Genomic DNA, 18,827 nt, shown 5'->3' with positions numbered 1-18,827 from the left:
TCTCCGTGCTTCCGGCTCTGGCCGGTTGCACGGAGCCGTCTGGTAGTCGCAGCCAGGCGGCAGCAAAGCCAGTCCATGTCATGTCGATGAACCAGTGCACGGATCAGCTTGTCCTGGCATTGCTGCCACCTGAGCGGATCGCGTCGGTCACTTGGCTGTCGCGCGATCCCGACGGCTCCCTCATGTTCCGCGAGGCTGCGCGTGTCGACATCAACCATGGAATGTCGGAGGAGGTCCTGCGCCAGAAGCCGGACCTGGTTATTGCCGGGGCATTTACGACGCCGGCAACACGCGGACTGCTTAAGCGATTAGGGTTTCCAATGATCGAGGTCGATCATGCGGAAACCTACGAAGATATCCGCAAGATAACCCGACAGGTCGCCAAGGCAGTAGGAGAGCCCGCTCGCGGCGAGGAATTGATCGCAAAAATGGACCGCCAACTGGCCGACCTTGCGCGCGATCCGGGCCCGCCGCTACGAGTGGCTGCGTGGGATGGTGCTGGCTTCAATGCAAGCACGGGGTCTCTCTATGACACTGTGCTCAAGACAGCCGGTGCGACCAATGTTGCCAACACACTGCAGAAGAGCAGCTACGGCAAACCGGATATCGAAATCCTGCTCCTTTCTGCTCCGTCCCTGCTGGTGAAAGGCGCCGGGGTAGGTCGCCGCCCGGGGCTTCGCGAAAACGTCGAGCGACACCCTCTAATCCGTCGCTACTGGGACGGTGACCGTACGCTGACGATCCGACAGGCGTACTACGTTTGCGGAACGCCGATGGTGACGGAAGCCGCGATGCAGTTGCGCAACGAACTTCGTTCAGCGGCTCTCCATGCCCGCTCTCCCCTTCCCTTTGCCGGTGGGAAATCGCTATGACCCGGTGGCTTGTTCCCATGCTGGTCAGTTGTCTGCTCGCCAGCGCTTTCGCTTCGGTGCTGGCTGGCTCCGTCTGGTTGACACCACGCGAAGCGTTTCAGGCGCTGGCTTTCGATCATGCGGATCTGGCTGGCCAGATCGTCACCCAGATCCGCCTGCCACGGGTTGTCCTTTCGATGGCCATCGGTGGCATCCTTGGCCTCTCGGGTGCCGTCATGCAGGGGCTGTTGCGAAACCCGCTGGCTGACCCCGGCCTGCTGGGCGTTTCGGCAGGTGCCTCGCTCGGTGCGGTCATCGCCATCTATTTCGGCTTTGCCGCCAGTTTTACCCTTGCCGCTCCGCTGTTTGGTCTGACAGGTGCATTCGTCACCACAGGCATTGCCTTCATCCTTGCGCGGGGAGGCGGTACCCTATCGCTCATCCTGGCCGGGGCAGCAGTCAGCAGCATAGCCAGTGCAGGCGTCAGTCTGGCGCTCAACCTCTCCCCCAATCCTTATGCCGCTTACGAGATCATGACCTGGCTGATGGGTTCGCTTGCCGATCGAAGCTGGGATCATGTCCGCCTTGCCACACCCTTTATCCTTGCCGGGGGTACGATGCTTCTGCTGACGGGCCGAGCTCTGGATGCTCTTGCATTGGGTGAAGCGCAGGCTGAAAGCCTGGGGATTGCGGTTTCACGAACGCGCATGCTGGCGCTGATCGGTACGGCCCTTGGCGTCGGAGGCGCAACCGCCGTATCCGGAACGATCGGTTTCGTAGGCCTGATTGCGCCTCACCTTGTCCGGCCTCTGGTCGCCCATCGTCCAGGCAAGGTGCTCATCCCGGCCATGCTGGTTGGAGCCGTTCTGGTAACCCTCGCCGACATCGCGTCGCGCACATTGGTATTCCGGGGCATGCCGCTAAATCTCGGGGTGTTCATCAGCCTGATCGGGGCACCGTTCTTCCTGTGGCTGGTCCTTCATGTCCGGAGACGCACCGCATGAGCGCGCTGCACTTTCATGGTGTTTCGGCGCGCCGGGGGCAGCGTCTGGTCCTTGACGGGATATCGGCGCGTGTTCCATCGGGCCATCTGACTGCTGTGATCGGCCCCAATGGCGCCGGCAAGAGCACCTTGCTGGACATCACATCGGGCCTCAAACGCCCGGTGCAAGGTTCGGTCGAACTCGATGGCAAGGACCTCCACCGCCTTGGCCGCCGGGAACTTGCCAAGTTGCGTGCCTATCTGCCGCAACGTGCGGGGGTTGATTGGCCGATCACCGTAGAGCGCGTGGTTGCGCTCGGGCTGACTCCGGCGCTGCCAGCATTCGGCACCATACCGTCCGCTCTGCTTCCCGCCATCGACGATGCACTGCTCGCCTGCGATCTGCTGGGTTTGCGGGATCGGCCAGCCACGCAATTGTCGGGTGGCGAACTGGCGCGGGCAATGCTGGCCCGCGCGATTGTCGGCGATCCAGCGCTTCTGATCGTTGATGAACCAACCGCGGGTCTGGATCCACGCCATGCCATCGATGCCGTCCAGCGTCTCAAGGCCCGGACCACGGCCGGGTGCACGGTTGTCATGGCGATCCACGATCTTGATCTGGCCTTGGCCTTCGCGGACTCGATCCTCGCAATCCGCGATGGGCGATTGCTTGCACACGGTCCGACGCACGAAGTCGTCACCGAAAGCCTACTCACCTCGCTCTATGACGTTCCGGTCCGGTTATCTCGTGACGGGGACGGCATTTCCGTCCGCTTTCTCAAGTCCGGGGTATCATCATGAACCAGATTTCCTTTGACGAACTGGCACGTCTCGCGTGCGACCCTGGCCATGGCTGGAGCATCGGCACATTCGGTGCGATCGGCGAATTCATTCGCGACGAGGATGAGCCGGCCACGGTTCAAAACGACCGCGACAATATCGAAATCGTGACCGCTCGCGGTGCCTTGCGGATCAGGCATTCGGATAGCTTTGAATGCCTTGCCTGGGATAGCCTGTCCTCTGATGGCGAAAGCTGGGGTCATGCAATGGCGCTCTGCGCGCCTCTGACTGGTTCGGTCGATCGGGCTGTCGTATCTTTGGGCGCCGATACCGACGCCATTCGCAGGGAAGACCAGTCGAGCCGCCTGTTCGACATGGGCGTTTGTAACGGCACCATAAGGATGTGCGCCCGCACTGACGACGAAGCGCTGATCGGGGCTCTCGAGGCTCTTGAAGGTCAGGACCTGCTGTCTTCGCCAACAGTCATGGCCGAGGTTCTGCGTGCGCAGCCCCACCGGGTCATGCTCTCGCCTGCCGGACGGATCGAAGTCTTCCAACCGATTCCGCCTCCGGATGGGAAATCGCCGGAAGGCCCGCACACCCATCTGCTTGCCAAGCTTATCGGGAAGGGTCGGCCACATGGCGCCAACGTCCCCATTCCGGATGGCTATCAGTCGATCCTGAACATTCACCCTCGCTCACCTTGGCGGAACGCACTGGGTGAACGGCACGATTTCGTGCCCGATACGGACACCGCCTTTTCACCTATGCTTGAACGCTTTGGCCTTGATCAGGATCGTGCCGTGGACGCACATATCCGCACCGCTGTGGCTGAAGGCGCAAACCCTGAATTCTTTGATTGGCCCGACACACGGCGGGGCCGAACGAAAGCCCGCATCGTCCTGCGCCGTCTTGCCGCTGCCGGTCACGAGCACGTGGGTCCCTGGCGCGTCTGGTTCGACCGCGCTCCCGTTGAAACCGATGAAACGGAACAGTGAGGTTGCGCCTGCAATTTCAGCGCGAACTTTGATTGGCATGATCGAAGTTTGGGTCTAGAGATATTCAATGATGATGCGGGTTTGCCCGTGCCATCGATGATCGCGCCGGTGCCCCCAACGGGGCTTAATCGGGAATGCGGTGCGGGAGCGTAGCTCCCAAATCCGCGGCTGTCCCTGCAACTGTAAGCGGATAGCGCGATGCACATTTTTCCTGCGCGTGCAGGAAAAGCCACTGGACCGCGCATGAACGCGCATCTGGGAAGGCGTGCATCAAGCTGTGACCCGCGAGCCAGGAGACCTGCCGGCGCTCTGGTCGCTCTTGCCCGGGTCCAGGGGATGGCCAAGGCACGGTACTCTTCCGTCTGAGCGACGAAGCTGTGCGGCTGGGGCTGCACGGCCGCGTGGTTTCGGGCGTCTGTCGCGCCAGCCCGTTGTCGCGCGCCGACCGGACCTGTCCGGCAAGCCCTGCCCGGTGTCGCTCTGGCGCGCGGAGGAACTGCCATGTCGGACCTGTCAAAGGTACCCGTCACGATCATCACCGGCTTTCTGGGTGCCGGTAAGACCACGCTGATCAGCCACCTGATCCGCAACGCTGGCGGACGCCGATTGGCTGTGGTCGTCAATGAATTCGGTACTCTGGGGGTGGATGGGGACATCCTACAATCCTGCGCCATTCCCGATTGCCCGGCGGAAAACATCGTCGAACTGGCCAACGGCTGCATCTGCTGCACCGTGGCGGACGATTTCATTCCCACCGTAGAGCGCCTGCTCGCGCTTGATCCGCGCCCTGACCATATCCTGATCGAGACATCAGGGCTGGCCCTGCCCAAGCCCTTGCTCAAGGCCTTCGACTGGCCGGCAATCCGCAGTCGCATCACGGTGGATGGCGTCCTTGCGCTGGCCGATGCCGAAGCGGTTGCTGCCGGACGGTTTGCCCCCGATCTTGCAGCGCTGGAGGCCCAGCGCGCCGCAGACCCGGGGATCGACCACGAAACCCCGCTGTCCGAAGTCTTCGAGGACCAGCTTGCCTGCGCCGATCTCGTTTTGCTGACCAAGGTTGATCTGGCCGGACCTGACGGAGTCGCTGCCGCAAGGGCAGCCATTGCGGCCGAAGCACCCCGCCCCGTGCCTGTGATCGAGATAGCCGAAGGGATTGTCGACCCTCGCGTGATCCTTGGACTTGGAGCTGCCGCCGAAGACGATATCGCTGCCCGGCCCTCGCATCACGACAATGAGGATGATCACGAGCACGACGATTTCGACAGCACCGTCATCGCGCTCGGCGAGATTGCCGATCCCGCCGATTTGGTGGCGCGTATCGAAACGCTCGCCCGCGACCATCGCATCCTGCGGGTAAAAGGCTACGCTGCCGTGACTGGCAAGCCCTTGCGCCTCTTGGTGCAGGCCGTCGGGTCGAGGGTTCGTCACCAGTACGACCGCCCATGGCGCCCCGATGAGCGGCGCCAGACCACCCTGGTCGCCATCGCCGAGCATGACGATATCGACGAGCCTGCCATTCGCGCGGTGCTGGCAGGCTAAGCTAGGCCGTGCACGTCATCTTTCGCGAAACGCATGGGATGGAGGAAACGGCCATCCCACAGGATCTGGGGCAGGAGCCTGCGGATCTTGTCGTCCTGTCCTTCTCGGACAGCGATCTTGGTGCGTTCGCGGAAGGCTGGCGCCAGGCGCAAGCGGCGGATCCGGCATTTCCTTCGTTGCGGCTCGCCAATCTTGCCGCGCTGATCCACCCTTTGTCGGTCGACACCTATATCGAAAAGACATTGGCCGGGGCAAAGGCCGTGCTGATCCGGCTGATCGGCGGCACGCCCTATTGGAGCTACGGCCTTCAACAGGTCGAGACCCTCGCCCGATCGCGCGGGATTGCGCTTGCTGTCCTGCCTGCCGATGGTCGGCCGGATTGGCACCTCGACAGTGTCTCCACGCTTCCTGCCGCCACGCTGGCCAAGCTTTGCCAGTTGTGTGACGAGGGCGGCGCGGCAGCGGCGCGCGCGGCCCTGGCCGCTCTCGCGCACGCCGCAGGGCTTGGCGTCAGCACTGTGACGCAATGCACGGCTTTGCCGGCAACTGGCGGATGGCACCCCTCCTGCGGGATCATCGATCCTGCCAGCTTCAGGCCCAATGCGGATCGGCCGCTGATCCTGATCGTCTTCTACCGTGCGTACCTCGCCGCACACGACCTGCACCCGATCGCCGCGCTTCATTCCGCGCTTGAACAACGCGGCTTTGACGCGCTCTCGATCTTCGTCCCCTCGCTCAAGCCCCCTGAGGTCAGGGCACAGGTGGATCGCTGGGTGCGTTCGCTGGCGCCTGCAGCCATCGTCAATGCCACGGCTTTTTCAGCGCGGGGCGAGGATGGCGGAACGCCGCTCGACGGGGGGGGCGTTCCGGTCTTCCAGATCGCGCTTGCCACCGCACCGCGCGCAGGATGGGCGCGCACATCGCGTGGCCTCTCGCCGGCTGACCTTGCCATGCATGTCGTACTCCCCGAGATTGACGGGCGCATCTTTGCAGGCGTGTCGAGCTTCAAGGAAGCGGGCGAACGCGATCCGGCACTCGGCTTCGCTCCCTATTCGCACCGCGGCGATGACAACCGGATCGCAGCGGTCGCCGACCGCGTGGCGCGCTGGATCGGGCTGGCCCGCAAGCCGGCATGCGAACGCCGCGTCGCCCTGATCCTGTCGACCTACCCCGGCAAGGCCTACCAGATGGCGCACGCCGTGGGTCTTGACGCGCTGGCCTCAGTCGATGCGATTGTCGCCGATCTGGCAGAGGCCGGGTACAAGGTCAGCCGCCCCACCGATCTTGCCAGGCAGCTGGCGACCGAGCATCTGGTCTGGCCTTTGAATGCCTATCGCACTGCCATGTCCGCCCTGCCCGAGACGCTGCGGCAGGACCTTGCCTCGGCATGGGGAGAGCCGGAAGACGATCCGCTGGCTGTCGATGGGGCATTTCGCTTCCCGGCGCTCACGCTCGGCCAGGTGCTGGTGGCGCTTCAGCCCGAGCGGGGCGAGCCTATCAGTCGCGATGCAGACTATCACGACCTCTCGCGCTGCCCGCGGCACGCCTATGTCGCCTTCTACCTGTGGCTGGGCCAGCAGGGTACGGATGCGCTGGTCCATGTTGGCGCGCATGGTACGCTGGAATGGCTGCCGGGGAAGGCTGTAGCGCTGTCTGACGCTTGCTGGCCCGAAGCGCTGACACAAGCGATGCCGGTCATCTATCCCTTCATCGTCAACGATCCGGGCGAGGCAGCGCAGGCCAAGCGCCGCATCGGTGCTGTCACCATCGGCCATGTGCCGCCGCCGCTCGTCCCGACCGGAAGCGGCGCCGGGCTGGGCCGGATCGAGGCTTTGCTGGACGAATTCTCCAATGCCGACGGGCTGGACCCTGCCCGCCGGGACCGTCTGCAGAAATCCATCCGCGAGGAAGCTGCCGCGCTGGGGCTGGAGGCAGAGCTCGGCCTTGATACCGCCACCACTCTGGTCGAAGCGATCACCCGGATCGATCGCTTCGTCTGCGATGTGAAAGCCAGCCAGTTCGGTGACGGTCTCCACGTTTTCGGCCGCGGTGAACAGGGCGCGGCAGAGCGGAACGGGCTTCTGGCTGGGCTGGACGGCCGATGGATCGCTCCCGGACCATCTGGCTCGCCCCATCGCGGACGAACCGATGTGCTGCCGACGGGACGCAACCTCTACACGATCGATCCGCGCGCAGTACCTTCGCGCGCAGCGCATGCACAGGGCGTCGTGCTCGCCGAGGAGCTGCTCCGCCGCCATCTGCAGGATCACGGCGACTACCCGCGTGGCCTTGTGGTGGATCTGTGGGGTTCGGCCACCATGCGCACGGCTGGTGAAGAGTTTGCGATGGCGCTGCACCTTCTGGGGGCAAAGCCGATGTGGGACATGGCTTCAGAGCGCGTGACGGGGGTTGAGATTCTCCCACTCGCCATGCTCGACCGCCCTCGCCTCGATGTAACGCTGCGCGTTTCGGGCCTGTTTCGTGATGCCTTTCCCACCCTGCCCGCCTTGTTCGGTCAGGCCGTCCGGGCGCTGTGCACCAGGGACGAACCCGCCGACTGGAACCCTTTCGTTGCCTTGGCCCCAGCGCCGCGCGTCTATGGTCCGCGTCCGGGCCGGTATGGACTCGGGATCGGAGACGCGGCCGAAACCTATACCGATGATGCCCGGCGTGCGGCGGGCGAAGCATGGCTGGCAGCCTCCGACCACGCGCTGGATAGCGTTTCCGATTCCAGCACGGGAAGCGAGGCTGACCCCGATGGCATCCGTCTGCGAGTGGCCAGCGCGGACGCCTTCGTCCACCTGCAGGACCTGCCTGAAACCGACCTCTTGCTGGCCGCGGACTATGCCGGGCACGAGGCAGGCTTTGCCGCAGCCCAGGCGATTGTCGGAGGCAAGGCCGCACTCTATCATCTCGACAATCGGGACCCGAACAACCCGGCGGCCCGCACGCTGACCGAAGAAATTGCCCGCGTGGTCCGTGCCCGAGCCGCCAATCCAGGCTGGATCGCAGGAATGATGCGCCACGGCTTTCGTGGGGGCGCGGAACTGGCCGCGACGCTGGACCATCTTGGCGCTTTCGCACATCTTTCCGGCAGCGTGCCGCCGCAGCTGATCGACCTTTATCACGAGGCAACGCTCGGCCAGTCCGAAGTTCGCGCCTTCCTCGAACGCGAAAATCCCGATGCACTGGCGGCGATGGAAGCGCGCTTTGCCGCGCTGCATGCCGCGGGCCTCTGGCGCACCCGGCGAAATTCCATCCTGGCCAGCCTGCGGGAGGCACCATGACCGGATTTGCCGTCAAGGGCTGGTGCCCGGACGCATGGCACCCGATGATATCCGGCGACGGCCTACTGGTGCGGGTCAAACCCCGGCTCGGGCGGCTGACACGGGAGCAGGCGCTGGCCCTTTGCGATGCGGCCGCCACCTGCGGCAGCGGGCTGATCGACCTGACGCGGCGCGCCAATCTGCAGATTCGCGGCGTTGCCCAAGATCGCTGGCCCTTGCTGATCCAAAGGCTGATTGCGCTGGAATTAGTGCAGCCCGAGCCTGCACTCGAAGCGCGGCGCAACGTCCTTGTCGCGCCCGACTGGCAGGAGAACGACGACACCCACCGCATCGCCAACGCCCTGCTGGCCCGGATAGGCGAATGGCCCGATCTTCCCGGCAAGGTCGGGTTCGTCATCGATGCCGGCCCTGCCGCTGTGCTGACCGGCGCATCCGGCGATTTCCGTGTCGAACGCGGCACGGACGGCAGCCTCATCCTTCGCGCCGATGGTTGCCTCACCGGATCAAGCCTGTCTCCAGGCACGGAAGCGGACGCCCTGATCGCTCTCGCTCACTGGTTCGCCGCGAGCGGCGCCGCCGCAGCCGGGCGCATGGCCCGTTGGGATGCGGAACTTCCCGCATGGGCAAAAGGTGCGATCGCGCCTGCAATGGCTGAACCGGGCCATGTGCTTGGCACCGGACATCATCCATCGATCGCGCTGGCGTTCGGGCTGATAGAGGCTTCGGAGCTCGCCATCCTGCTCGAATCCGGTTCTGCTTCTGGACTGCGAACAACACCGTGGCGGCGGCTGTTGATCGAGGGGGCGGCGGCTGCCCGGACCCACCCGTCCACCGGCGCTAAACCTGATCCGCTGCCCCATGTGGAAGCCTGCCCGGGCGCACCATTGTGCGCACAGGCGACGGTTGAAACCCGTGCGCTTGCGCGCCGACTTGCGCCCTATGTCTCGGGACGGCTGCACGTTTCGGGTTGTGCCAAAGGCTGCGCCTGCTCGCAGGTGGCCGATGTCACGCTGACCGGACGCAACGGCAGGTTCGATCTGGTCCTTGCTGGCAAAGCCGGATCGCCTCCGTCCCGCTCCGGCTTGAGCGCCAGCGAAATCCTCGCGCATTTTGGAGCCGTCTGATGCCCCATGTCTATGAAACCGACGGGGCAGCGATCTATCGCCAGTCGTTTGCCACGATCCGCGCCGAAGCCGATCTCTCCCCTTTCGCGCCAGGCGAAGAGCAGGTGGCAGTGCGGATGATCCATGCGGCCGGGATGGTCGGACTTGCAGCGCATATCCGGTTCTCGTCGGGATTTGCCGATGCGGCACGCGCTGCGCTGGCCGGCGGCGCGCCGATACTGTGCGATGCGCGGATGGTGTCTGAAGGGATCACCCGCGCCCGGCTTCCCGGGAGCAACGCAATCATCTGCACGCTGCAAGATCCTGCGGTGCCTGACCTTGCACGCAAGATCGGCAACACCCGATCCGCTGCCGCGCTGGAACTGTGGCGGCCCATTCTGGCGGGTGCGGTCGTGGCGATCGGCAATGCACCAACCGCGCTGTTTCATCTGCTGAACATGCTGGAAGACCCCGCCTGCCCACGCCCTGCGGCGATCATCGGCTGTCCGGTGGGCTTCGTGGGAGCAGCTGAATCCAAGGCTGCCCTCTGGGCCGCTCCTCCTGCACCCTGCTGCGTCGTCGAGGGCCGCCTTGGCGGCAGTGCCATCACCGTGGCGGCCATCAACGCGCTGGCGAGTACGGCCGAATGAACGCCGGCACGAACATCGGCACCATTCACGGTGTCGGGCTTGGTCCGGGTGCGGCAGACCTGCTGAGCGTGCGCGCCGACCGGCTTGTACGCACGGCGCACCACGTCGCCTATTTCCGCAAGGCTGGGCGGCCCGGCCAGGCAAGGCGCATCGTGGAAGGGATGCTCCGCGCTGACGTGATCGAGTTTCCGATGGAATATCCGGTAACCACCGAAATCCCGGTATCCGATCCTCGCTACAATGCCTGCCTGTCGGCGTTCTACACGCACTGTTCGGAGCGGCTTGCAGCGATTTCGCAGCAGGGTGAGGACGTCGTCGTGCTGTGTGAGGGCGACCCGTTCTTCTACGGCTCCTTCATGCACCTCCATGCCCGCCTTTCAGGCCGCATACCGGTGGAAGTCGTCCCTGGCATCACGGGCATGTCTGGCGCCTGGACCGCGACGGACCTGCCGATCACCTGGGGCGATGATGTGATGACCGTGGTCATGGCCACGCTGCCGGAAGCCGAGCTTGCCCGCCGGATCCGCGAGACTGACGCGCTGGTGGTGATGAAGATCGGTCGGAACCTGCCCAAGCTTCGCCGCGCCGTGGCAGCCGCCGGGCGCATGGATGCGGCATGGCTGGTCGAACACGCAGCGATGCCCGGACAGCGCGTCACCATGCTGGCCGAGGCTGAGGCGGTGACCCCCTATTTCTCGATCCTGCTGATCCATGGTCAGGGGAGGCGACCATGACCGGGGAAAAGGACAAGGGTTGGCTAGCAATCGCCGGTCTGGGACCAGGAGACGAGGCACTCGTCACACCCGAAGTCACCGCCGCGCTGGCCGGGGCTACGGACGTGATCGGGTACATTCCCTATGTCGCCCGGATAGCTGCACGCGAAGGCCTGACGCTTCACCCCTCGGACAACCGGGTGGAGCTCGACCGCGCCGCTCTGGCGCTCGATCTTGCGGCGCAGGGCCGCAGGGTCGTTGTCGTATCGTCAGGTGATCCGGGGGTGTTCGCGATGGCCTCGGCGGTATTCGAAGCGCTTGAGGCAGGTCCTTCCCGCTGGCGGACGCTGGATATCAGGGTGCTGCCGGGCATCACCGCCATGCTGGCCGCCAGTGCACGGGCCGGGGCACCGCTGGGTCACGATTTTTGCGCGATCAATCTTTCCGACAACCTGAAACCCTGGGCCATGATCGAAAAGCGGCTGCGGCTGGCCGTGGAGGCGGACTTTGCCTTGGCGCTTTACAACCCCCGCTCGAAGGCACGTCCCGAAGGCTTCGCCCGTGCGCTGGCCTTATTGAAGGAGCTGTGCGGCGATGATCGCCCGATGCTGTTTGCCCGCGCCGTCACAACGCCGCAGGAAGATCTGCGCATCGTGCCGCTGGGCAAGGCGCACGATGAAATGGCCGACATGCGCACCACGGTGATCGTGGGATCAAGCCGGACGCGGATCATCGAACGTGCGGCAGGCCCTATCCTCTATACGCCCCGGTCCGTTGCGGAAGTGGCCTCATGACCAAGCCATTCCAGCACATCTTCTGCGCGACAGACCTCGATCCGGTCACCGATCACCGGGCGGTCGATCATCACGACCGGAAGCTTGAGCTGGCGCGCAGCGACAAGCTTTGCCTCGGCGCCCGTGCCACCGGCGTTCTTGCACACAACAAGGTCGATCATGTGAGACTGCATCAGCAGCCGATCACCTTCAGCCGTAAACGGCCCGCGATCGATGACAAGGTCGTGGGAGGGCAGGCCTGGGGGCGCAGCCGGAGGGTCAACAAAGCGCAGCAGGTAGTGATGCTGCGGCTGTGCGGCAAAGGCTTCCACATGCATTCGGCCCAGCGCGAGCAGGATGCGGCGCGGCGTGCCCGCAAGTTTGGCCACCGCAGCGGCAGTGTCTCTCACGCATGTCCAGCGATCGCCCGACCCGGCCTCCCATGCGGGTCTGGTCAAGGCGATATGGGCAATCCCGGCAATCCGCGCGGCCTTTATGGCATGTGCGCTCATAGTCGCGGCAAAGGGATGCGTCGCATCGACCAGATGCGTGATGCGATGGTCTTGGAGATAGGCCACAAGCCCCGCCACCCCACCAAAGCCGCCGACGCGGATCGGCACCGGCTGTGGCCGCGGGTTGTCGGTCCTGCCCGCGTAGCTGAGTGTCGTCGCAACCTGCGCTGCCGCAAGCAGGCGCGCCAGTGCGCTCGCTTCGGTTGTTCCGCCAAGCAGGAGAACATTCGGCATGGCTGACATGGACCCTCGCGCATGGTTGACGATCATCGGCATCGGTGAAGACGGCGTGGACGGCCTGTGCTCAGCGGGCCGGGCCGCGCTGGCCAGGGCCGAACTGGTCATGGGATCGGCGCGCCATCTAGCGCTGCTTCCCGCGCTTACCTGCGCGGTCTTCAAATGGCCAGTTCCCTTTGCCGACGGCATAGCCGAACTGCTGGCGCATCGCGGGCGGCGGGTGGTCATGCTGTCATCGGGCGATCCGTTCTGGTTCGGCGCAGGCGCAAGCCTTGCGCGCCATCTCGGTCCGGCGGAATGGGTTGCGCACCCCGCGCCATCGACCTTCAGCCTTGCTGCCGCCCGGCTGGGCTGGCCGATCGAGGAAACGGCCTGCCTCGGCCTGCACGCAGCGCCGCTGGACCGCTTGTGCCCCCATATCGCACCCGCCCAGCGCGCCATTGTCCTGCTGCGCGATGGCGATGCCGTTGCCACGGCGGCGCAATATCTGACCAGCAAGGGCTTCGGCCCATCGACGCTTCATGTGATGGAAGCGCTGGGCGGCCCCCATGAACGCCTCCGCGTGACGACCGCGCAAGCCCTGCCGTTCGCAGACATTGCCCATCCCGTTGCCGTGGGCATCGCGTTCGCCGGTTCAGGCAATGTCCTGCCCGTCACATCCGGCAGACCGGATGCGTGGTTCGATCACGACGGACAGATCACCAAGGCCCCGGTGCGCGCCCTGACCCTCTCGGCCCTCGCCCCGCGTGCCGGTGAATGGCTCTGGGATATCGGCACGGGTTCTGGGTCAATCGCGATCGAATGGCTGCTGGCTCATCCCGCCAACCGGGCGACCGCGTTCGAAGCCGATCCGCTACGGGCCGGCCGCGCCCGCGCAAACGCCAAGGCTCTGGGTGTAGACCGGTTGGATGTGATCAATGCCCGGATGCCCGAAGGCCTGCCGGAAGGCCCCCATCCGCATGCTGTGTTCATCGGTGGCGGCTTGTCCGACCCGCTGCTCGATGCCCTCTGGGCCCGGCTGCCTGATGGAACGCGGCTGGTGGCGAACGCCGTGAGCCTTGAATCTGAAGCCGCTCTTACCCGTTGGCATGGCGCAAAGGGCGGCAGTCTGCTGCGGATCGAACTGGCCGATGCCGTGCCCCTTGGCCAGCGGCATGGCTGGAAGGGGCGCTATCCCGTGGTACAGTGGAGCGTCACGCTATGATCGTGGCTGGCTTCGGCTTTCGGCGCGGCGCAGGCCTCGCTTCGCTGCGGGCGGCGCTGGAACTGGCGCAGGACGGGCTGCCCCCTATAACCCATTTGGCGACCGCCATCGACAAGACGTCTGCGTTGGTACCGCTTGCAGAGGCACTGGGACTGCCGATGACCGGCATCCCATCGGCGTCCCTGTCCACCACGCCTACGCCCACCAGCTCTGCCGCCAGCCTGAAGGCACGCGCGACCGGCAGTGTCGCAGAAGCCTGCGCGCTGGTCGCCGCTGGTCCGGGCGCCCGCCTTTTGCGCACGCGCCACATCTCGCCCGATCGCATGGCCAGCTGCGCCATTGCCGAAGGATCACAGCCATGACCGTCCACTTCATCGGCGCCGGCCCCGGCGCACCCGATCTTTTGACCCTGCGAGGGCGCGACCTGATCGCCGCCAGCCCGGTCTGCCTCTATGCCGGTTCGCTGGTTCCCGTGGCTGTACTCGATCACTGTCCGCCCGGTGCCCGCATCGTCAACACCGCGCCCATGACGCTGGACGAGATCATCGCCGAGATAGCGGAGGCTGACGCCGCAGGGTGCGATGTTGCCCGCCTCCATTCGGGCGACCTGTCCGTCTGGTCGGCAATGGGCGAACAATTGCGCCGCCTGCGCGCACTGGACATTCCGTTTACGGTCACGCCGGGTGTTCCCGCCTTCTCGGCGGCAGCGGCGGCTCTGGAAGCCGAACTGACCTTGCCCGAGCTCGGCCAGTCGCTGGTACTCACGCGCACGCCAGGGCGGGCCAGCGCGATGCCGCAGAGCGAGAGCCTCGCCAATTTCGCTGTGACGGGCGCGACTCTGGCTATCCATCTATCGATCCACAACCTCGCGCGGGTCGTGGCCGATCTTGCTCCCGCCTATGGCGCGGATTGCCCCGTTGCGGTCGTCTGGCGCGCCAGCTGGCCCGACCAGCGGATCGTCCGGGCCACCCTCGACACCGTCGAAACAGCCATCGCCGGCAGCATGGAACGAACCGCGCTGATCCTTGTCGGACGGGTGCTGGGGGCGGAGGACTTCGCACAAAGCAGCCTCTACGCCCACGGCTACGACCGGCGCTTCCGCCCACAGGATGCGAGCTCGCGCTTTGCAGGAGCCGGGGAATGAGCGTTTCAGGCCTGATGATCGCCGCTCCGGCATCGGGAACGGGCAAGACTACGGTCATGCTGGGCCTGCTGCGAGCGCTGGTTGAAGACGGCGCGGTGGTCCAGCCCTTCAAGAGCGGTCCCGACTATATCGATCCCGCCTTTCACCGCGCCGCCTGCGGCCGTGCGTCGTTCAACCTCGATACTTGGGCCATGAATGGCGAGCTGATCGCTGCAATCGCGGGAGAGGCTGTTGGCGCGGACATGGTGCTTGCCGAGGCTTCGATGGGCCTTTTCGATGGTGTCGCGAGCCGGGGTGCCGTTGGCAATGGCGCCAGTGCGGACATTGCACGGACAATGGGCTGGCCGGTTGTGCTGGTGCTGGACGTGTCCGGACAAGCCCAATCCGCCGCTGCAACGGCGCTCGGTTTCAAGCATCTGGATGACACGCTGCCGTTTGCAGGCGTGATCCTGAACCGGGTGGCCAGTCCCCGCCATGAACGGCTGGTGCGCCGGGGGATGGAAGCGATAGGCATGCCTGTGCTGGGTGCCCTGCCCCGGCGCGGCGATCTCACCCTGCCAGAACGCCATCTCGGTCTGGTCCAGGCTGTCGAGCATCCCGATCTCGAGCGGGCGATATCGGACTATGCCGCATTTCTGCGTGCAAATGTCGATCTGAATGCCATCCGCCATGCCGCCAGCAGCAACAGCGCCCCGCCTCCGGCCCCCGGCCAACTGCCGCTTCCCCCTGCCCAGCGGATTGCCATCGCCCGCGATCCCGCCTTTTCCTTCGTCTATCCCCATGTGCTCGAAGGTTGGCGGCGGGCTGGCGCGGAGATCATGCCCTTCTCGCCATTGGCAAACGAGGCCCCTGCCCGCGATGCCGATCTTGTCTGGCTGCCGGGCGGCTATCCGGAATTGCACGCAGGGACCATCGCTGCAGCGACGAACTTCCTGACCGGCCTGCGCCATCACGCCAAGACCCGCCCGGTCCACGGCGAATGCGGCGGCTACATGGTTCTGGGCGAGGCCTTGGTGGACAAGTCGGGAGAACGGCATCGTATGGCCGGCCTGCTGGGGCTTGTTACCAGCTATGCACAGCGCAAGATGCATCTCGGCTATCGCCAGGCCGAACTGCTGGCACCGATAGCCGGACTGGCCAAAGGCAAAAGACTGCGCGGCCACGAGTTCCACTACTCGACGATCCTCGAGCAGACAGACGCAGCGCTGGCATGTGTAACCGATGCAGATGGCGTCGCGGTTGCCGAAACAGGCTCGTATCGCGGCCGCGTGACCGGAACCTTCTTCCACATGATCGCGAACGCATCGTGAAAGGGTTCGTATCATTTGTGGGTGCGGGCCCTGGCGATCCCGAGCTGCTGACCCTTAAAGCCGTTTCTCGTCTTGAGACAGCGCAGGTGGTCCTGTTTGATGATCTGGCTGCGGGACCGATCCTGGCCCGCGCGCGCGATGACGCTGAACTGGTAGCGGTAGGCAAGCGCGCCGGTCGGCCATCTCCAAGTCAGGCCGAAGTCAGCCGTCTTCTGGTGGACCATGCCCTGGCCGGGAAGCATGTCATCCGGCTCAAATCGGGAGATGCTGGCTTGTTCGGCCGACTCGAAGAAGAAATTGAGGCGCTTCGCCATGCGGGAATCTCGTTCGAGATCATTCCTGGCGTCAGCTCGGCGACCGCCGCAGCGGCAGCTGCCGCGATACCACTGACACGACGCGAGCACGCTAGACGCGTCCAGTTCGTAACCGGACATGGCAAGACTGGCACTTTACCCGAAGACCTCAATCTATCAGCGCTTGCCGACCCTTGTGCCACAACGGTCGTCTTCATGCCAAAGCGCACATTTCCGGCGCTTGCTGCGCAGCTTGTCGCGGCAGGACTTGCGGACGATACTGCAGCCTTGTTGGCAGAAAACATTAGCCGACCGGACCAAAGACTTACCAGAAGCACTATTGCCGGACTTGCTCGGTCACTTGCCGACGGCGGATCGGATGCAACCGCACTGGTGATCTACGGCCCCATGATGGAGGAGGCATGATCCACCTCCATCTGATCGGCATAGGCACCGGGAATCCCGACCACCTGACGCGTGCTGCAATACGCACAATCAACGCGGTCGATCTCATTCTGCTGCCCCGCAAAGGCGATGCCAAATCAGATCTCCTGGACCTGCGCCACTCCATCTGTGGCGCCGCATTGGCCTCACCGGTCCGCATGGCCGAGTTCGACATGCCCGTTCGCCGACAGGATGGCGACTACACGCAGGCCGTCGACGATTGGCACGATGCGATTGCAGCGATTTGGGCAGAGCAGATAGCAGTTCACCTTCCTGATGGTGGGCGGGTCGCGCTGCTCGTGTGGGGCGATCCGTCGCTTTACGACAGCACACTGCGTATTGCCGATCGGCTCCGGACGGCTGGGGTCGACCTAACTGTTCGCGTCGAACCCGGTATCACCAGCATTCAGGCTCTTACGGCTGCTCACGCCATCCCGCTGAACGCCTTGGCCGAACCTGTCACGATCACCACCGGCCGCAGGTTGCGCCGGGAAGGCTGGCCGCTGGGAGTGCACACGATCGTCGTCATGCTCGATTCCGGCTGCGCCTTCGAAGTCCTCGATCCTGCTGGCATCACGATCTGGTGGGGTGCCTATCTGGGCATGTCGCAAGAAGCACTGGTGCATGGGCCACTTGCCGATTCTGCGCCGCAGATTGCCGCGCGCCGCGCGGAACTGCGCGCTCGCCACGGCTGGATCATGGATGTCTACCTGATGCGAAAGGAACGAGCCGATGCCTGCTGACCGCGAAGAAGAAGCTGCAAGCGCAGATGCGCGCCATGCCGAGAAAATGCGCAAGATCCAGGCTGCGCGTAGCACCATGATGGCCACCAAGACCCGCGAGCAGGGGCTGCTGATCGTTCACACTGGCACGGGCAAGGGCAAGACAAGCGCTGCACTCGGTATGGTCGTGCGCGCAATAGGACATGGCATGAAGGTCGGGGTCGTCCAGTTCGTCAAGGGCGCGATGGCGACAGGCGAAAAGACGGTGTTCGACGCTTTCCCGGAAAATGTCGAGTTCAAGCCGATGGGTGAAGGTTTCACCTGGGATACGCAAGACCGGACACGCGATATCGCTTCGGCACGTACTGCCTGGGATGAAGTCTGCCGCATGATCGCCGATCCGGCTTACCAGATGGTGGTAGCCGACGAACTCAACATCGTCCTTCGGTATGACTACCTGCCCTTGGATGAGGTTCTTAAGGCGTTTGCCGCGAAACCCGAGATGAAACATGTCATCGTCACCGGACGCAATGCGCCCGATGCACTGATCGAGGCGGCCGATCTCGTCACCGAGATGACCATGATCAAGCACCCTTTCCGCTCGGGCGTGAAGGCGCAGGCAGGGATCGAGTTCTGAGCGATCTGCCGCCCCAGTTCGATGCCGAGTTCGCGGCTCGATTTGCGCAGCTGCTGCGCTGGCGACGCGATGTGCGGCACTTCGAAGCCCGTGCTGTCGCGGAAGAGGAGATGTGTGCGCTGCTGGAGTGTGCCTCCCTCGCGCCTTCGGTCGGGAATGCGCAGCCCTGGCGGTTCGTGCGCGTGCGTTCATCCACCCTTCGTCAGGCGCTGGCCGACCATGTCGATGCACAGAACGCACAAGCAGCGCAGCAATATGCCTGCCAAGCCCGGCAGGAACTGTATCGTTCGCTCAAGCTGCATGGCCTTCGCGAAGCCCCGGAACTGATCGTGGTGTTCTGTGATGAGCAGCCCAAAGCAGGCCATGGACTTGGCATTGTCAGTATGCCGGAGATGTTGCGCTATTCATGCGTGCTGGCGATCCACACACTCTGGCTGGCGGCAAGGCTCCGCGGCATTGGCGTCGGATGGGTATCGATCCTCGAGCCCGGTGTCATCCGCGCCTTGCTGGACGTACCCGCCGACTGGTCGCTGATTGCACTGCTGTGCTTCGGATACCCCCAGGACCCGTCCCAGACACCCGAATTGGAGCGGCGGGGCTGGCAAGCCCGGGAACCTGTGACCAACCGAGTGTTCGACCGATGACCCC

Annotated in this window: 19 protein-coding genes and 1 riboswitch; of the genes, 18 read left to right on the top strand and 1 reads right to left on the bottom strand. The window is 64.6% G+C overall.

Going from position 1 to position 18,827, the window contains the following annotated elements; all coding sequences use genetic code 11:
• Positions 1–80: 80 nt before the first annotated feature.
• The 10 genes from AX725_RS19285 to cobJ all read left to right on the top strand — a co-directional run bounded on the left by AX725_RS19285 (position 81) and on the right by cobJ (position 11,697).
• A complete protein-coding gene (locus AX725_RS19285) occupies positions 81–872 on the top strand; it encodes an ABC transporter substrate-binding protein (protein WP_160328032.1) in 792 nt (263 codons plus the stop codon).
• Positions 869–1,855, top strand: a complete 987-nt coding sequence (locus AX725_RS19280; RefSeq protein WP_039330624.1) for a FecCD family ABC transporter permease — start codon at positions 869–871, stop codon at positions 1,853–1,855. The genes AX725_RS19285 and AX725_RS19280 overlap by 4 nt, the downstream gene beginning before the upstream one ends.
• The gene (locus AX725_RS19275; RefSeq protein WP_052241777.1) at positions 1,852–2,634 is read left to right on the top strand and encodes an ABC transporter ATP-binding protein; all 783 of its coding nucleotides are present in this window, start codon (positions 1,852–1,854) and stop codon (positions 2,632–2,634) included. The genes AX725_RS19280 and AX725_RS19275 overlap by 4 nt, the downstream gene beginning before the upstream one ends.
• The gene (locus AX725_RS19270) at positions 2,631–3,611 is read left to right on the top strand and encodes a DUF6925 family protein (protein ID WP_052241778.1); all 981 of its coding nucleotides are present in this window, start codon (positions 2,631–2,633) and stop codon (positions 3,609–3,611) included. The genes AX725_RS19275 and AX725_RS19270 overlap by 4 nt, the downstream gene beginning before the upstream one ends.
• 89 nt (positions 3,612–3,700) lie before the next feature.
• A riboswitch (cobalamin riboswitch) is annotated at positions 3,701–3,931 on the top strand.
• A gap of 181 nt (positions 3,932–4,112) precedes the next feature.
• Entirely contained in the window at positions 4,113–5,150 is a 1,038-nt protein-coding gene (gene cobW, locus AX725_RS19265; protein WP_039330625.1) for a cobalamin biosynthesis protein CobW, read from the top strand.
• An 8-nt stretch (positions 5,151–5,158) separates the two neighbouring features.
• Entirely contained in the window at positions 5,159–8,437 is a 3,279-nt protein-coding gene (gene cobN, locus AX725_RS19260) for a cobaltochelatase subunit CobN (protein WP_039330627.1), read from the top strand.
• The gene (locus tag AX725_RS19255; RefSeq protein ID WP_039330629.1) at positions 8,434–9,561 is read left to right on the top strand and encodes a ferredoxin-like domain-containing protein; all 1,128 of its coding nucleotides are present in this window, start codon (positions 8,434–8,436) and stop codon (positions 9,559–9,561) included. Before cobN ends, AX725_RS19255 begins: the two co-directional genes overlap by 4 nt.
• Positions 9,561–10,190: a precorrin-8X methylmutase gene (locus AX725_RS19250; protein ID WP_039330631.1), complete on the top strand. Its 630-nt coding sequence runs from the start codon at positions 9,561–9,563 to the stop codon at positions 10,188–10,190. The genes AX725_RS19255 and AX725_RS19250 overlap by 1 nt, the downstream gene beginning before the upstream one ends.
• Positions 10,187–10,924, top strand: coding sequence for a precorrin-2 C(20)-methyltransferase (cobI, locus tag AX725_RS19245; RefSeq protein WP_039330633.1), 738 nt, complete (start codon positions 10,187–10,189; stop codon positions 10,922–10,924). Before AX725_RS19250 ends, cobI begins: the two co-directional genes overlap by 4 nt.
• The gene (gene cobJ / locus AX725_RS19240; protein WP_039330635.1) at positions 10,921–11,697 is read left to right on the top strand and encodes a precorrin-3B C(17)-methyltransferase; all 777 of its coding nucleotides are present in this window, start codon (positions 10,921–10,923) and stop codon (positions 11,695–11,697) included. The genes cobI and cobJ overlap by 4 nt, the downstream gene beginning before the upstream one ends.
• Here the strand turns inward: cobJ and AX725_RS19235 are convergent.
• Complete coding sequence (locus tag AX725_RS19235; RefSeq protein WP_039330637.1) at positions 11,661–12,422, bottom strand: cobalt-precorrin-6A reductase; 762 nt, start codon at positions 12,420–12,422, stop codon at positions 11,661–11,663. The two genes, cobJ and AX725_RS19235, sit on opposite strands and share 37 nt — an antisense overlap.
• Between AX725_RS19235 and AX725_RS19230 the strand changes: the two genes are divergently transcribed.
• Genes AX725_RS19230 through bluB form a run of 8 tightly spaced genes read left to right on the top strand, consistent with a single transcriptional unit; the run spans position 12,421 to position 18,823 of the window.
• The gene (locus tag AX725_RS19230; protein WP_039330640.1) at positions 12,421–13,629 is read left to right on the top strand and encodes a bifunctional cobalt-precorrin-7 (C(5))-methyltransferase/cobalt-precorrin-6B (C(15))-methyltransferase; all 1,209 of its coding nucleotides are present in this window, start codon (positions 12,421–12,423) and stop codon (positions 13,627–13,629) included. The two genes, AX725_RS19235 and AX725_RS19230, sit on opposite strands and share 2 nt — an antisense overlap.
• Positions 13,626–13,991: a cobalamin biosynthesis protein gene (locus AX725_RS19225; protein ID WP_039330641.1), complete on the top strand. Its 366-nt coding sequence runs from the start codon at positions 13,626–13,628 to the stop codon at positions 13,989–13,991. The genes AX725_RS19230 and AX725_RS19225 overlap by 4 nt, the downstream gene beginning before the upstream one ends.
• On the top strand, positions 13,988–14,773 hold the full coding sequence (gene cobM / locus AX725_RS19220) for a precorrin-4 C(11)-methyltransferase (protein WP_039330643.1): 786 nt from the start codon (positions 13,988–13,990) through the stop codon (positions 14,771–14,773). Before AX725_RS19225 ends, cobM begins: the two co-directional genes overlap by 4 nt.
• Positions 14,770–16,083 (top strand): cobyrinic acid a,c-diamide synthase CobB, encoded by a 1,314-nt coding sequence (locus AX725_RS19215; RefSeq protein ID WP_039330645.1) that lies wholly within the window; start codon positions 14,770–14,772, stop codon positions 16,081–16,083. The genes cobM and AX725_RS19215 overlap by 4 nt, the downstream gene beginning before the upstream one ends.
• Positions 15,984–16,802, top strand: coding sequence for a uroporphyrinogen-III C-methyltransferase (cobA, locus tag AX725_RS20700; protein WP_230962559.1), 819 nt, complete (start codon positions 15,984–15,986; stop codon positions 16,800–16,802). The genes AX725_RS19215 and cobA overlap by 100 nt, the downstream gene beginning before the upstream one ends.
• Positions 16,799–17,563 carry a precorrin-6A synthase (deacetylating) gene (cobF, locus tag AX725_RS19205; protein ID WP_039330650.1) on the top strand — a complete coding sequence of 255 codons (765 nt, stop codon included), beginning with the start codon at positions 16,799–16,801 and terminating at the stop codon, positions 17,561–17,563. The genes cobA and cobF overlap by 4 nt, the downstream gene beginning before the upstream one ends.
• A complete protein-coding gene (gene cobO, locus AX725_RS19200) occupies positions 17,553–18,179 on the top strand; it encodes a cob(I)yrinic acid a,c-diamide adenosyltransferase (RefSeq protein WP_039330652.1) in 627 nt (208 codons plus the stop codon). The genes cobF and cobO overlap by 11 nt, the downstream gene beginning before the upstream one ends.
• The gene (gene bluB / locus AX725_RS19195; protein WP_081095568.1) at positions 18,176–18,823 is read left to right on the top strand and encodes a 5,6-dimethylbenzimidazole synthase; all 648 of its coding nucleotides are present in this window, start codon (positions 18,176–18,178) and stop codon (positions 18,821–18,823) included. The genes cobO and bluB overlap by 4 nt, the downstream gene beginning before the upstream one ends.
• Positions 18,824–18,827 lie beyond the last annotated feature (4 nt).

This window comes from Blastomonas sp. CCH9-A1, from assembly GCF_001557175.1.
GTDB lineage: Bacteria > Pseudomonadota > Alphaproteobacteria > Sphingomonadales > Sphingomonadaceae > Blastomonas > Blastomonas delafieldii_A.
This window is presented reverse-complemented; position numbering and strand designations above follow the sequence as displayed.

What these genes read in the sequence shown, in the direction of transcription:
- cobW (WP_039330625.1), top strand. Translation starts at nt 4,113, where the DNA reads ATGTCGGACCTGTCAAAGGTACCCGTCACGATCATCACCGGCTTTCTG.
- AX725_RS19235 (WP_039330637.1), bottom strand. Translation starts at nt 12,422, where the DNA reads ATGCCGAATGTTCTCCTGCTTGGCGGAACAACCGAAGCGAGCGCACTG.
- AX725_RS19250 (WP_039330631.1), top strand. Translation starts at nt 9,561, where the DNA reads ATGCCCCATGTCTATGAAACCGACGGGGCAGCGATCTATCGCCAGTCG.
- AX725_RS19230 (WP_039330640.1), top strand. Translation starts at nt 12,421, where the DNA reads ATGGCTGACATGGACCCTCGCGCATGGTTGACGATCATCGGCATCGGT.
- AX725_RS19275 (WP_052241777.1), top strand. Translation starts at nt 1,852, where the DNA reads ATGAGCGCGCTGCACTTTCATGGTGTTTCGGCGCGCCGGGGGCAGCGT.
- cobM (WP_039330643.1), top strand. Translation starts at nt 13,988, where the DNA reads ATGACCGTCCACTTCATCGGCGCCGGCCCCGGCGCACCCGATCTTTTG.
- cobJ (WP_039330635.1), top strand. Translation starts at nt 10,921, where the DNA reads ATGACCGGGGAAAAGGACAAGGGTTGGCTAGCAATCGCCGGTCTGGGA.
- cobI (WP_039330633.1), top strand. Translation starts at nt 10,187, where the DNA reads ATGAACGCCGGCACGAACATCGGCACCATTCACGGTGTCGGGCTTGGT.
- AX725_RS19255 (WP_039330629.1), top strand. Translation starts at nt 8,434, where the DNA reads ATGACCGGATTTGCCGTCAAGGGCTGGTGCCCGGACGCATGGCACCCG.
- AX725_RS19215 (WP_039330645.1), top strand. Translation starts at nt 14,770, where the DNA reads ATGAGCGTTTCAGGCCTGATGATCGCCGCTCCGGCATCGGGAACGGGC.
- cobO (WP_039330652.1), top strand. Translation starts at nt 17,553, where the DNA reads ATGCCTGCTGACCGCGAAGAAGAAGCTGCAAGCGCAGATGCGCGCCAT.
- cobF (WP_039330650.1), top strand. Translation starts at nt 16,799, where the DNA reads ATGATCCACCTCCATCTGATCGGCATAGGCACCGGGAATCCCGACCAC.
- AX725_RS19270 (WP_052241778.1), top strand. Translation starts at nt 2,631, where the DNA reads ATGAACCAGATTTCCTTTGACGAACTGGCACGTCTCGCGTGCGACCCT.
- cobA (WP_230962559.1), top strand. Translation starts at nt 15,984, where the DNA reads ATGTGTAACCGATGCAGATGGCGTCGCGGTTGCCGAAACAGGCTCGTA.
- AX725_RS19280 (WP_039330624.1), top strand. Translation starts at nt 869, where the DNA reads ATGACCCGGTGGCTTGTTCCCATGCTGGTCAGTTGTCTGCTCGCCAGC.
- AX725_RS19225 (WP_039330641.1), top strand. Translation starts at nt 13,626, where the DNA reads ATGATCGTGGCTGGCTTCGGCTTTCGGCGCGGCGCAGGCCTCGCTTCG.
- AX725_RS19285 (WP_160328032.1), top strand. Translation starts at nt 81, where the DNA reads ATGTCGATGAACCAGTGCACGGATCAGCTTGTCCTGGCATTGCTGCCA.